Here is a 12,510-nt window from a genome sequence, read left to right as displayed (position 1 = left end):
ATGACCCTCACTTTCGCGCCGGTGCTCCCTTGGTGGCTTATCGCGGCAGCTGCGCTCGCCGTCGTCGTTCCCACCGCGATGGCCTTGCACCGCAAGCGCGGAGGCCGGCCGGTACGGTTCGCCGTGTTGCGTTCGACCGCGCTGCTGCTGCTCCTGGCGGCCGCGCTGCGCCCCGGCTGGCCCGGCGGGGATGCCCGTGCCGCAACCGCTGAACTCGATGTCTTCTTCGTGGCGGACAGCAGCACCAGCATGGCCGCGGAAGACTACGGCAATGCCGCTCCCCGGCTGGAGGGCGTCCGGAATGACATCACAGCGATCGCCCGTGAGCTCGCCGGCGCGAAGTTCGCCCTCATCACCTTTGACGGCGCCGCCGGGGTGCGCATGCCGCTCACCCAGGATGCCGACGCCTTGGCCGCCGCGGTGGAGGTTCTGCAGCCCCAGGCAGCGTTGTACGCCCAGGGGAGCAGTGTCACCATCGCCGGCCCCCTGCTGGAGGAACGGCTCACGGCAGCCAAGGTCCGGCATCCGGGCCGACCCACCGTGGTGTTCTACCTGGGCGACGGCGAGAACACCAGCCCCAAGCAGGGTGCCGCGGAGCTGGGCATCGAACCCGGGCTTGTGGCCGGGGGAGCGGTGCTGGGTTACGGCAGCAGAGAGGGCGGACGGATGAGGGACGTTGCCGGAGACGGCGCGTACCTGGAGGAGAACACCGACGGCGGCCGGCGGGATGCGCTGTCACGCATCGATGAGGGGCAGCTCCGCCGGATCGCGGACGGACTCGGCGTCCCGTACGTGCACCGCGACGCCGGGGACGCAATCGGCGCGGCACTGGGCAAGGCCCGTCCGGGGACCCTCAACACCACCACTGACGAGGACGGCGAGGGGCGCACCGAACTGTACTGGATCTTCGCGCTCCTGGCCTTCGCGGCCGCCCTGCCCGAGCCGGCGCGGCACGCCGTCGCCCTGAAACGCCTCCCGGGACAACGGCCATGAGCTCTGCAGAAAAGGCCCGCGGAGGCGCCGGAGCCCGGCGGAGCCGCCTGCTGTGGGCGGCGTTGCCCGCCGCCGTCGTGCTCGCCGCGGCCGCCAAGCTGCTCTCCCTGGCGCCCGTCGGGGCGGCCGCGGAAGGCGCCTTCACAGACAAGGACGCACCCGCCCTGGCAGCAGCCGCGGACTGGCTCGGAACCGCCAACTTCATCGAGCCCTACAAGGCGGACTTCGCCAAGGGGGACGCGCACGTGCTCCGCGGCGACTTCGCGGCGGCTCGGACATCGTTCGAAACAGCGCTCCGCGGTGCACCGGAAGCCGAGGGCTGCCGGATCCGGGTCAACCTGGTGCTCAGCATCGAAAGGCTCGGCGACGGCCGCCGCGGGGCCGGGGACGATGTGGCGGCCAGGGCGCTGTACCGGGACGGGCAGTCCGTCATCAAGGATGCGCCGCAAGGTTGTTTCCATGCAGGCGGACCGGGCAACGCCGAGGGCGAGGGCGACCGTTTATCCGAAACCCGGGAACGCCTGGAAGCCAAGGCCGGGGAAAGCGGAGGCAAAGGCGAGGACGCCGGAGAAAGGCAGGCGGCGGATTCCGCGGCGCACGAGCAACTGCAACAGCTCGAAGAGTCGGCGCGGAAGGCCCGGCGAGAGCGGCTGGAAAGCGAGCAGCGCGGCGAATACCTGCGGAACCCGGACCCTGGCGTGACGGCCGAGCGGCCCTGGTGAGGGTGGCATCGAACAATATTCACCAGGCCGGGCAAAACGGCCGTAAAACTGCGTCTTAATTCGGCCGGAGATTTGTGGGCCCCCGGCCACGGGCCTAGAGTCGTACACAAGCTACCGCGGTAACGTGTCAGCGATCCTCCTCAAGAGGGTGTGGGTGCCCCCATGTGGGCCTGACATTTGCACACGGTCGGCTTCATTCCAGGCGTAACAGTCGCGGCTGCGTCCTGCTGAAGTCCGTGCCCGTGTATCCCCAAACTAAATTCACGGACCTCCTGCCGAATCCAAGGCAAGCCCCGTCCAGGGTAGCCCTTTGGGGCGGTGCGGTCCGCTGACTCACAGCCAAGGACGCAAATGTCGCCACCAAGCCTGATCGACACACATCCCAACCTCGCCACCTCGGCACCGCTCGCCCTGTCCTATGAACTTTTCCCGCCCCGTTCCCCGGCGGCCGCGGAATCGCTCTGGACCACTATCGGCGAACTTGAAGCCACCGACCCGGACTACGTGTCGGTCACCTATGGCGCCAGCGGCTCGAACCATGACACCGCCATTGAGCTGATCAACCGGCTCCTCCTCGAAACCACGCTCCGTCCGCTGGCCCACCTGACCTGCGTAGGCAACACTCCGGAAGAGCTGGCCGAAATCATCGGCGACCTGCTCGACCACGGTGTGCGCGGCATCCTGGCCCTGCGCGGCGACCTGCCGAAGGACGGCGGCAAACCCGTGGACGGGTCCTTTCGCTACGCCCAGGACCTCATCGAGCTGATCCGCCGCGTCGAACAGCGCCGCTCGGCCCTGCTCTGCGCCGGCAAGATCGCCGTGGGCGTGGCCGCGTATCCCACCCGGCACCCGGAATCCCCGAGCGAAGCACACGACATTGAGGTACTGCTGGCCAAGCAGCGCTCCGGTGCAGACTTCGCCATCACCCAGGTGTTCTTCCACGCCGATCAGTACACCGACCTGCTGTCCCGGGCCCGCCGTGCCGGCGTCACCATCCCGATCATTCCGGGCGTCATGCCCCTGACCAGCCTGCGCCGCCTCAAGCGGCTCGGTGAGCTCACCGGCGTCGAACCCGCCCCGGAACTGATCGACAGGCTCGCCGCCGCGGACACCGACGCCGAACGGCGCCGGATCGGCGTCAGCGCCACGGTGGACCTGGCCAATGCAGCGCTTGATGCAGGAGCCCCCGGAATCCATCTGTACACCTTCAACGAGCACACCTGCGCGCTGGACGTGCTGGACAAGCTGGCCCTGCCCCGCCCCGCACGACCGGCCAGCCGGCTCAACGCCATCGCCCGCCGCCAGGAACTGGTCGGCTGAGCAGCCGGCCGGCAGCGTCATCTGATTTTTGCCCGCTATGGGCTGATGGATCCCGCCGAGGGTCCGCACTTCACATATTTGATGAAAACCATGCCTGAAGACAACCTCACCCCCTTCCCGTCCGCGTCCCTGCTTGGCTACCCGCGCATCGGCCGCCGCCGCGAACTCAAGAAGGCCGTCGAAGCCTACTGGGCAGGCAAGATCGACGCCGCAGCCCTGGATGCCGCTGCGAAGGACATCCAGCTGACCACGGCCAAGCGCCTGCAGGAACTGGGCCTCAACGAAGCCGCCGCCGTGCCGGGCACCTTCTCCTTCTACGACCAGGTCCTGGACGCCACCGCCCACCTGGGTGCTGTCCCGGCCCGCTTCGGCAAGCTCCTCAACACCGAGGGCCAGCTGGACATCGACGGCTACTTCACCCTGGCACGCGGCAACAAGGAACAGCAGCCGCTGGAAATGACCAAGTGGTTCGACACCAACTACCACTACCTGGTTCCGGAAATCGGCCCGGAGACCGAGTTCACCCTCGCCTCCAACCGCATCGTCGAGGAATTCGAGTTCGCGCTGGCCAACGGCATCGAAACCCGCCCGTACATCGTCGGCCCGGTAACCTACCTGCTGCTGTCCAAGGCTTCGGACGACGCTCCCGCCGGCTTCGCTCCGCTCTCCCGCCTCGAGGATGTCCTGCCGGTGTACGTGCAGCTGCTCGAAAAGCTCGCAGCATCCGGCGCAAGCTGGGTCCAGCTGGACGAGCCCGCCCTGGTTGTCGACCAGGAGACCCCGGCCACCGAAATCGAAGCTGCCGTTGCCCGTGCCTACGAGGTCCTGGCCGGTGCCGCCGCCCGTCCGCAGCTGTTCGTTTCCACCCCGTACGGCTCCCTCGACGGCCAGCTCGGCGCCATTGCCGGCACCGCCGTCGACGCCCTGCACATCGACGTCTTCAAGGGTGCGGTTCCATCCGCAGCCGCCCTGGCGGCCCTTGGCAACAAGACCCTGGTTGCCGGCGTCGTGGACGGCCACAACATCTGGCGCAACGACCTCGCCGCTTCCGCAGCGAAGCTGGACGAATTGAAGGCCGCCGCCGGCAAGCTCGCCGTCAGCACCTCCACCTCCACCCAGCACGTCCCGCACGACGTCGAGGAAGAGGCCAAGCTGTCCGCAGATCTGCGCAGCTGGCTGGCCTTGGCCGACCAGAAGGCCATTGAGGTCAAGACCCTCGCCGCCTACCTGGCGGACCCGGCTTCCGTGAAGGCCGCAATCGACGAAGCTTCTGCTGTCATCGCTTCCCGCGCCGTCGCCGAAGGCGTCCGCCGCGAGGACGTCCGGGCCCGCACCGCGGCCCTGACCGCCGCCGACTTCAGCCGCTCCGAGTACTCTGTCCGCGAAGAGGCCCAGGAGAAGGCCCTGCACCTGCCGCCGCTGCCCACCACCACCATCGGCTCCTTCCCACAGACCTCCGAAATCCGTTCGGCCCGTGCCCGCAACAACAAGGGCGACCTCACCAACGAGCAGTACGAGCAGCTCATGAAGGACGAGATCAAGCGCGTTGTGGAGCTGCAGGAAGAGCTCGGCTACGACGTCCTGGTGCACGGCGAGCCCGAGCGCAACGACATGGTCCAGTACTTCGCCGAGAACCTCGAAGGCTTCGACGTCACGGTCCACGGCTGGGTCCAGTCCTACGGCTCACGCTGCACCCGCCCGTCCATCCTCTGGGGCGACGTCACCCGCAGCGCCCCCATCACGGTGGCCTGGGCCGAGTACGCCCAGTCGCTGACCAGCAAGCCGATGAAGGGCATGCTGACCGGTCCGGTCACCATCCTGGCCTGGTCCTTCGTCCGCGACGACCAGCCGCTGGGCGAGACCGCCAACCAGGTGGGCCTGGCCCTCCGCGACGAAATCGCCGACCTCGAAGCCGCCGGCATCAAGGTCATCCAGGTGGACGAGCCCGCCCTGCGCGAACTCCTTCCCCTGCGCAAGGCCGATCAGGCCTCCTACCTGGACTGGTCGGTGAACTCGTTCCGCCTGGCCACCGCCGGTGCTGCCGACGCCACCCAGATCCACACCCACCTGTGCTACTCCGAGTTCGGCGCCATCATCGACGCGATCGACGGACTGGACGCGGACGTCACCTCCATCGAGGCCGCGCGTTCACGCATGGAGGTTGTCCACGACCTCGAGTCCCACGGCTTCGGCCGCGGCGTCGGTCCGGGTGTCTACGACATCCACTCGCCGCGTGTCCCGGGCGAGGCTGAGGTCACCGAACTGCTCTCCACCGCCGTCAAGCACGGCCCGTCCCGCCAGCTCTGGGTCAACCCGGACTGCGGCCTGAAGACCCGCGGTTACGCCGCGACCGAAGAGTCCCTGCGCAACCTGGTCAAGGCAACCAAGGCTGTCCGCGCGGAACTGCTGGAAACGGCCAAGTAGCCAAGTAGACCGGCTCCAGTAGCGAGCGAACGGCGGCCGCCCACCGGAAGGTGGGCGGCCGCCGTCGTTGTTTAGCGGATCCTCAGGATTCCCAGAGGATCTCGTCGTCCACCACTCCGTCCTCATCGGCGGCCGCCACCAGGACTTCGTCCGTGAAGTGGGAGCCGAGGGTGAAGTCGAGGACGAAATAGCGCTCGGGCTGCCCGGGGTAGATCGCTACGTGCCCGAGCTTGAGCGCCTTGAGGAAAACGTCGTGGGTTAGTTCGTCCTTGTCCCGGACGCCGAACACGGCTTCCAGCTGCTCCTCCTTGAGCTGCGTGGAATGGAAGTGCAGGAACTGCTGCGAGTTGGTGCCCTCCTGTTCGAGTTCGCCCGCGATCATGTCGCGGACCTGCTCGACCAGTTCGGAAAGATAGCCCAGACGGTAGTCCACCTTGTGCAGGGCGCGCTCGTCGAAGTGATCGTGCGCACCTACATTCAGGTCAAGTTCCAGGGGAGTTCCCGCGAGCTCGTGCGAGGCCACGTAGCAATGTTCACGCCCGTGGTTGAGCTCAATCTCCCCGAAATGTTTGCTCGCTACCTTGCTCATGCCAACAATCTAGACCCAAGAACCAGCCGGTTCCAGCATCCCGGGTGAATTCACGGACGGCGCTCGGACTGTGACTTTGCCGCCGCGCGCCGGGCCCTGGGCTGCGCCTTTGCGGGGGGAGCCGGGGACGTGCCGCGCAGCGTGTCAGCCAGCAGTTCGGTGAAGAGCTGCACCTGCGCGGTGCGCTTTTCGTTGATGAGCAGGGCGAAGACGTTCCGGGCCAGCCGGATGTCCGGCACGTCCAGGACGACGACGCCGGCCGGCCGATGCCGCAGCGCCAGTTCCGGTACCAGCGCGGCACCCAGGCCCGCTGCCGCCATTTCGAGGCTGGCGTGGAAGTCGTCGCTGTAGGCCACGACCCGCGGGTGCAGGTTGCAACTGGCGAAAAGCCGCTCGATCACGAGGGCGTCGCTGGTGCCCGGATGGTGGATGATCCACGGCATGTCCGACAGCTGGGCGGCCTGCATTTCCGCATCCTCCCGGATTCCCCAGGAGGCGGGCAGGACCACCCGGAAGTCGTCGTCGCCGATCCACTGCCGGTCCAGGGTGTGCGGCCAGGCCAGTCCGGATTGGCCCACCTGGTAGACGAGCGCGACGTCGAGGTCCCCGCCGGTGCGCAGGCCCTGGATGGTCTGGGCTGGCTCGGCCACGGATACCCGCAGCTCGATGCCGAGGTCGTTCCAGCGCGGATTCCGCAGGATGTCCGGCAGCACGTACGTGGCCAGGCTGGGGAAGATGCCGAGCCTGAGTTCCTGGGTGGGGGAGTCTTGGCTGCGGGAGGCTGCCGCCAGCAGGGCCTCGACGTCGGTGAGCACCTTCGAAGCGTGCCGGACCATGGTGAATGCGGCCTCTGTGGGCACCACGCTGCGGGCGGAGCGGTGGAAGAGTTCGACGCCGGTGTCCCGTTCCAGGGCCGCCATCTGCTGGGAGACCGCCGACGCCGTGTAACCCAGCCGCGTGGCCGCGGCGGCGAAGGATCCCAGCCGCGTCACTTCGAGGAGCGTGCGCAGGTGGAGGAGGTTGACCATCAGTGATCCTTCGGCTGGGCAGGCGGATTTCCGTGCCCAGCCAGTGTAGCCGGGTCCTCCGCCTTCCTTGAGGCCGGCTTCCAGGGCGCAGCCCCCGCTGTCTGCGACACGCCGGGGCGCCGCGACACGCGGGCAATTAAATGTGGTTAACCAATCCACAGGGTGTGGATTGAACTACCACTTTTGGCGGATTTCCGGCCATTTTCCGACCCCCTGCCTGTGGACTACCGGTGTGTTAAATGACATACTTGTAATACATCATCTTGGGGTCCGCGCCAGCTGCTTGCACTACATGTAGTATCGATTTACGGATTGGGCGGGAAACCAGCACAAGACAGACAAGAGCATCAGCTGCCATTGCAGCAAGCGGGCCGGCATCGGATTCAGTAGCAACCGACACGGGCCTGCCGAATACGAAGAAGACTCCAACTGAGGGGACAGGGATCATGACCGTCACGGTTTACACGAAGCCGGCCTGTGTTCAGTGCAACGCCACCTACCGGGCGCTGGACAAGAAGGGCATCGCCTACCAGAGCGTTGACATCTCCCAGGATGCCGAGGCACTGGCACGCCTGAAGGCCCTCGGCTACATGCAGGCCCCCGTTGTGGTGACCGAGCAGGACCACTGGTCGGGATTCCGCCCGGACAAGATCGAAGAGCTGGCCGTCGCGGCCGCTTCGGTGGCCTAGCTTTCCGGTGATCTAGCCCCCGGTACCGGCCACCGCCAAAGATTTACAAAGATGAGGTGACCCCCATGGCAGCGCTGGCAACAGCATCTGCACGTGCCGACGGTGAAACCGTCAGTACGAGGAGTCACCTCATCTATTTTTCCTCCACCTCGGAAAACACCCGGCGCTTTGTCGAGAAACTGGGCAGGGACGCGGCCCGGATTCCCCTCTACGCCAAGGACGCTCCGCTGCTTGCATTGGAACCTTATGTGCTTGTGGTGCCGACTTACGGCGGCACCAACGGCGAAGGCTCGGTGCCCAAGCAGGTCATCAGGTTCCTGAACAACCCGCACAACAGGGCGCTGATCCGCGGCGTCATCGGGGCCGGGAACACGAACTTCGCGGACAACTACTGTGCAGCCGGCGACATCATCGCCGCAAAGTGCAAGGTTCCGCACCTCTATAAATTCGAACTTATGGGAACCCCGGAAGACGTCGACCGGGTGAGCCAAGGATTGGACAAGTTTTGGACACTACTGTCGCAGAAGCAGAAGTAACGCAGTCCGTGGAAACCGGCCAGGACAAGAAGCCGCTTCCCGAGGCCTACAAGGGCCTGGGCTATCACGAGCTCAACGCGATGCTGAACCTTTACGGCGCGGACGGCAGGATCCAGTTCGAGGCCGACCGTGAGGCTGCACACCAGTACTTCCTGCAGCACGTCAACAACAACACGGTGTTCTTCCACGACCTGGAGGAGAAGCTCGACTACCTGGTGAAGAACCAGTACTACGAGCGCGAAACCCTCGACCAGTACACGATGAACTTCATCCGTGAGCTGTTCAACCGCGCCTACAAGAAGAAATTCCGCTTCGAGACCTTCCTGGGCGCCTTCAAGTTCTACACCTCCTACACGCTGAAGACCTTCGACGGCAAGCGGTTCCTGGAGCGCTACGAAGACCGCGTCTGCATGGTCGCCCTGCACCTGGGCCGCGGCAACGAGGAACTCGCCACCCGCCTGGTGGACGAGATCATCGACGGCCGCTTCCAGCCGGCCACCCCGACCTTCCTCAACGCCGGCAAGGCCCAGCGCGGCGAGCTGGTCTCCTGCTTCCTGCTGCGCATCGAAGACAACATGGAGTCGATCGCCCGCGGCATCAACTCCGCCCTGCAGCTGTCCAAGCGCGGCGGCGGCGTGGCGCTGTCCCTGACCAACATCCGTGAGCACGGCGCGCCGATCAAGCAGATCGAGAACCAGTCCTCCGGCGTCATCCCCGTGATGAAGCTCCTCGAAGACAGCTTCTCCTACGCCAACCAGCTCGGTGCCCGCCAGGGTGCAGGTGCCGTGTACCTGCACGCCCACCACCCGGACATCTACCGCTTCCTTGACACCAAGCGCGAGAACGCAGACGAGAAGATCCGCATCAAGACCCTCTCGCTCGGCGTCGTGATCCCGGACATCACCTTCGAGCTGGCCAAGAAGAACGAGGACATGTACTTGTTCTCCCCGTACGACGTCGAACGCGTCTATGGCGTGCCCTTCTCCGACATCTCGGTCACCGAGAAGTACTACGAGATGGTGGACGACTCCCGGATCAAGAAGACCAAGATCAACGCCCGCGAGTTCTTCCAGACCCTCGCGGAGATCCAGTTCGAATCCGGCTACCCGTACATCATGTTCGAGGACACCGTGAACCGGGCCAACCCGATCGCCGGCAAGATCACCATGAGCAACCTGTGCTCGGAGATCCTGCAGGTTTCCACGCCGTCCATCTACGGCGAGGACCTCAGCTACGAGACCGTGGGCAAGGACATCTCCTGCAACCTGGGTTCGATGAACATCGCCAAGACCATGGACTCCCCGGACTTCGGTGCCTCCATCGAGACGTCCATCCGCGCGCTGTCTGCGGTGTCGGATATGTCCTACATCAACTCGGTCCCGTCGATCGCCCAGGGCAACGCCCAGAGCCACGCAATCGGCCTCGGCCAGATGAACCTGCACGGCTACCTCGCCCGCGAGCACGTCCACTACGGTTCCGAAGAAGGCCTGGACTTCACCAACATCTACTTCTATACGGTGTTGTTCCACGCCCTGCGTGCCTCCAACAAGCTCGCCATCGAGACGGGGGAGAAGTTCGGCGGGTTCGAGGACTCGAAGTACGCCAGCGGCGAGTTCTTCGACAAGTACACCGAGCAGGAGTGGGCTCCGGAAACCGAACGCGTCCGCGAGCTGTTCGCTAACCACCACATCCCCACCCAGGATGACTGGCGCGAGCTGAAGGCCTCCGTAATGGAGCACGGCATCTACAACCAGAACCTGCAGGCCGTGCCGCCCACCGGCTCCATCAGCTACATCAACAACTCCACCTCGTCGATCCACCCGGTGGCCGCCAAGATCGAAATCCGCAAGGAAGGCAAGATCGGCCGCGTCTACTACCCGGCGCCGTACCTCACCAACGACAACCTGGACTACTACCAGGACGCGTACGAGATCGGCTACGAAAAGATCATCGACACCTACGCCGCTGCCACGCAGCACGTGGACCAGGGCCTGTCCCTGACGCTTTTCTTCAAGGACACCGCCACCACGCGTGACATCAACAAGGCCCAGATCTACGCCTGGCGCAAGGGCATCAAGACGCTCTACTACATCCGCCTCCGCCAGCTCGCGCTGGAAGGTACGGAGGTTGAGGGTTGCGTCAGCTGCATGCTCTGACCCCCTCTCTCGTAGGGAACCAAAACTGAAGAGTACGACGCCGGGCGCGCGCCCGGCGTCGTACGCTTACCTTTAAGAACACATACGTAAGGGAGACGAAATGACCGAAAAGGTCAAGCTGCTCAGCCACGTCGAAGCGATCAACTGGAACCGCATCCAGGATGACAAGGACGTGGAGGTGTGGAACCGCCTGGTCAACAACTTCTGGCTGCCGGAGAAGGTGCCGCTGTCCAACGACGTCCAGTCCTGGCACACGCTCACCCCCGAAGAGCAGCAGCTCACCATGCGCGTCTTCACGGGCCTGACGCTGCTGGACACCATCCAGGGCACGGTGGGCGCCGTCTCGCTGATCCCGGATGCACTCACCCCGCATGAAGAAGCCGTCTACACGAACATCGCCTTCATGGAGTCGGTGCACGCCAAGAGCTACTCCTCGATCTTCTCCACCCTGTGCTCCACCAAGGAGATCGACGACGCCTTCCGCTGGTCCCTCGAGAACGAGAACCTGCAGAAGAAGGCGCAGATCGTCATGGACTACTACCAGGGCGACGACCCGCTGAAGCGCAAGGTGGCCTCCACGCTGCTGGAGAGCTTCCTGTTCTACTCGGGCTTCTACCTGCCCATGTACTGGTCCTCGCGCGCTAAGCTCACGAACACGGCCGACCTCATCCGCCTCATCATCCGCGACGAGGCCGTGCACGGCTACTACATCGGCTACAAGTTCCAGAAGGGCCTCGAGAAGGTCTCCGAGGAGAAGCGCCAGGAAATCAAGGACTACACCTTCGAGCTGCTCTTCGAGCTGTACGAAAACGAAGTCCAGTACACGCACGATCTCTACGACGGCGTGGGCCTGGCCGAGGACGTCAAGAAGTTCCTGCACTACAACGCCAACAAGGCGCTCATGAACCTCGGCTACGAGGCCATGTTCCCGGCCTCCGTCACCGACGTGAACCCGGCGATCCTCTCGGCCCTGTCCCCGAACGCGGACGAGAACCACGACTTCTTCTCCGGCTCCGGTTCCTCCTACGTGATCGGCAAGGCCGTGAACACGGAAGACGAGGACTGGGAGTTCTAGGTCCTTCCTGAGCTGCCAACAATGATTCGCGAATAGCCAGTAGCGTGTGGCCAGTTGCCTTTGCAACTGGCCACATTTCTATTCCAGCGGCCGCTTCCTGGCAGCCGTCCGGCAGGCTGTGCACGCCGGACAGCAAACGCCCGGTGGTCTTAAGGAAACGCGAATGTGACATCCTCCGGAACGTTCTTGACCGGGGAGTGCGCTCCATGTCACGCTCGAAGCATGGACAACCTGTTGGACAGCTGGACAGTTGGTCAGGGGCCCCTTGTGCGGGTCGGTGCTGCAGAGGGCGTCCTGGCAGCCCTGCGTTCCGCGATCGAGGGCGGGAAGATCCCCGTCGGAAGCAGGCTGGAATCCGAAGCGATGCTGGCGCAACGGTTCGGTGTGTCCCGGACGATGGTCCGCGAGGCACTAAGGTCGCTCGGGTCCCTCGGTTTGACGGCAACCCAGACCGGCAAAGGGACATTCGTCATCGCCGACAAGGCGGTGCAGGATTTGCGCTTGGGCAAATATTCGGCGCACCAGCTGATGGAGGCGCGGCCCCACATTGAGATTCCCGCTGCTGGCCTGGCCGCACAACGCAGGAGCCCCGAGGACCTTGAAGGACTCCGGGAGATCCTGGAGGCCATGGACGCGGAAGAAGAGCTGTCCCAGTGGGTAGCGCTCAACTCGGAGTTCCATGCCCGGATCGCCCGGGCCAGCGGAAACGGCGTCTTCGCGACCATGCAGGCGGACATTGAAGACGCGATGTCCAAGCAGTCCAACACCCTGAACCAGGTTCTTGACCGCAGGAAGGAATCCGGGGCCGAGCACCACGCGATTTTCGCCGCAATTGAGCGCGGATCCGCGGACGAGGCCACCCTCGCCATGATGCTGCACCTTCAGGGAGTCGAGTTCGCCCTCGAGACAGTCACGGCCAAGGACCCCCAGGAGCTGTAACCGGCCAATAGAACACCCCCGTTTGTCCTTCCCGGCCCG

Annotated in this window: 11 protein-coding genes; 9 read left to right on the top strand and 2 right to left on the bottom strand. The window is 65.0% G+C overall.

Translation table 11 applies throughout. The features are described 5' to 3' along the window. The 4 genes from ACZ9CK_RS09715 (at position 1) to metE (ending at position 5,459) form a co-directional block, all read left to right on the top strand. Entirely contained in the window at positions 1–993 is a 993-nt protein-coding gene (locus tag ACZ9CK_RS09715) for a VWA domain-containing protein (protein WP_476049843.1), read from the top strand. Further along, entirely contained in the window at positions 990–1,715 is a 726-nt protein-coding gene (locus ACZ9CK_RS09710; RefSeq protein WP_426297936.1) for a hypothetical protein, read from the top strand. The genes ACZ9CK_RS09715 and ACZ9CK_RS09710 overlap by 4 nt, the downstream gene beginning before the upstream one ends. A 351-nt stretch (positions 1,716–2,066) precedes the next feature. Beyond that, positions 2,067–3,035: a methylenetetrahydrofolate reductase gene (locus ACZ9CK_RS09705; protein WP_426297934.1), complete on the top strand. Its 969-nt coding sequence runs from the start codon at positions 2,067–2,069 to the stop codon at positions 3,033–3,035. 90 nt (positions 3,036–3,125) lie between these two features. After that, a complete protein-coding gene (gene metE / locus ACZ9CK_RS09700) occupies positions 3,126–5,459 on the top strand; it encodes a 5-methyltetrahydropteroyltriglutamate--homocysteine S-methyltransferase (protein WP_476049842.1) in 2,334 nt (777 codons plus the stop codon). Between the two features lie 82 nt (positions 5,460–5,541). On the opposite strand, the gene ACZ9CK_RS09695 is transcribed toward metE, so the two are convergent. Both ACZ9CK_RS09695 and ACZ9CK_RS09690 read right to left on the bottom strand, forming a co-directional pair. Then, positions 5,542–6,048: a DUF2004 domain-containing protein gene (locus ACZ9CK_RS09695; RefSeq protein WP_426297930.1), complete on the bottom strand. Its 507-nt coding sequence runs from the start codon at positions 6,046–6,048 to the stop codon at positions 5,542–5,544. Positions 6,049–6,098: 50 nt separating this feature from the next. Further along, positions 6,099–7,076, bottom strand: a complete 978-nt coding sequence (locus tag ACZ9CK_RS09690) for a LysR family transcriptional regulator (RefSeq protein ID WP_426297928.1) — start codon at positions 7,074–7,076, stop codon at positions 6,099–6,101. Between the two features lie 446 nt (positions 7,077–7,522). On the opposite strand from ACZ9CK_RS09690, the gene nrdH reads away from it, so the two are divergent. From nrdH to ACZ9CK_RS09665, 5 genes are all read left to right on the top strand, one after another. Further along, positions 7,523–7,765, top strand: coding sequence for a glutaredoxin-like protein NrdH (nrdH, locus tag ACZ9CK_RS09685; RefSeq protein WP_426297926.1), 243 nt, complete (start codon positions 7,523–7,525; stop codon positions 7,763–7,765). 65 nt (positions 7,766–7,830) lie between these two features. Beyond that, positions 7,831–8,301 carry a class Ib ribonucleoside-diphosphate reductase assembly flavoprotein NrdI gene (nrdI, locus tag ACZ9CK_RS09680; protein WP_426303455.1) on the top strand — a complete coding sequence of 157 codons (471 nt, stop codon included), beginning with the start codon at positions 7,831–7,833 and terminating at the stop codon, positions 8,299–8,301. A gap of 8 nt (positions 8,302–8,309) precedes the next feature. Beyond that, positions 8,310–10,457 (top strand): class 1b ribonucleoside-diphosphate reductase subunit alpha, encoded by a 2,148-nt coding sequence (gene nrdE / locus ACZ9CK_RS09675; protein ID WP_476050887.1) that lies wholly within the window; start codon positions 8,310–8,312, stop codon positions 10,455–10,457. A gap of 100 nt (positions 10,458–10,557) precedes the next feature. Further along, complete coding sequence (gene nrdF / locus ACZ9CK_RS09670; RefSeq protein ID WP_074590806.1) at positions 10,558–11,532, top strand: class 1b ribonucleoside-diphosphate reductase subunit beta; 975 nt, start codon at positions 10,558–10,560, stop codon at positions 11,530–11,532. Positions 11,533–11,754: 222 nt separating this feature from the next. Then, entirely contained in the window at positions 11,755–12,471 is a 717-nt protein-coding gene (locus tag ACZ9CK_RS09665) for a FadR/GntR family transcriptional regulator (RefSeq protein ID WP_426297924.1), read from the top strand. Positions 12,472–12,510: the final 39 nt, after the last annotated feature.

The organism is Arthrobacter sp. TE26545, assembly GCF_056279005.1.
Note: the sequence above shows the minus strand (reverse complement) of the source record. Positions and strands in the feature narration are given on the sequence as shown.

What these genes read in the sequence shown, in the direction of transcription:
- ACZ9CK_RS09715 (WP_476049843.1), top strand. Translation starts at nt 1, where the DNA reads ATGACCCTCACTTTCGCGCCGGTGCTCCCTTGGTGGCTTATCGCGGCA.
- ACZ9CK_RS09710 (WP_426297936.1), top strand. Translation starts at nt 990, where the DNA reads ATGAGCTCTGCAGAAAAGGCCCGCGGAGGCGCCGGAGCCCGGCGGAGC.
- ACZ9CK_RS09705 (WP_426297934.1), top strand. Translation starts at nt 2,067, where the DNA reads ATGTCGCCACCAAGCCTGATCGACACACATCCCAACCTCGCCACCTCG.
- metE (WP_476049842.1), top strand. Translation starts at nt 3,126, where the DNA reads ATGCCTGAAGACAACCTCACCCCCTTCCCGTCCGCGTCCCTGCTTGGC.
- ACZ9CK_RS09695 (WP_426297930.1), bottom strand. Translation starts at nt 6,048, where the DNA reads ATGAGCAAGGTAGCGAGCAAACATTTCGGGGAGATTGAGCTCAACCAC.
- ACZ9CK_RS09690 (WP_426297928.1), bottom strand. Translation starts at nt 7,076, where the DNA reads ATGGTCAACCTCCTCCACCTGCGCACGCTCCTCGAAGTGACGCGGCTG.
- nrdH (WP_426297926.1), top strand. Translation starts at nt 7,523, where the DNA reads ATGACCGTCACGGTTTACACGAAGCCGGCCTGTGTTCAGTGCAACGCC.
- nrdI (WP_426303455.1), top strand. Translation starts at nt 7,831, where the DNA reads ATGGCAGCGCTGGCAACAGCATCTGCACGTGCCGACGGTGAAACCGTC.
- nrdF (WP_074590806.1), top strand. Translation starts at nt 10,558, where the DNA reads ATGACCGAAAAGGTCAAGCTGCTCAGCCACGTCGAAGCGATCAACTGG.
- ACZ9CK_RS09665 (WP_426297924.1), top strand. Translation starts at nt 11,755, where the DNA reads ATGGACAACCTGTTGGACAGCTGGACAGTTGGTCAGGGGCCCCTTGTG.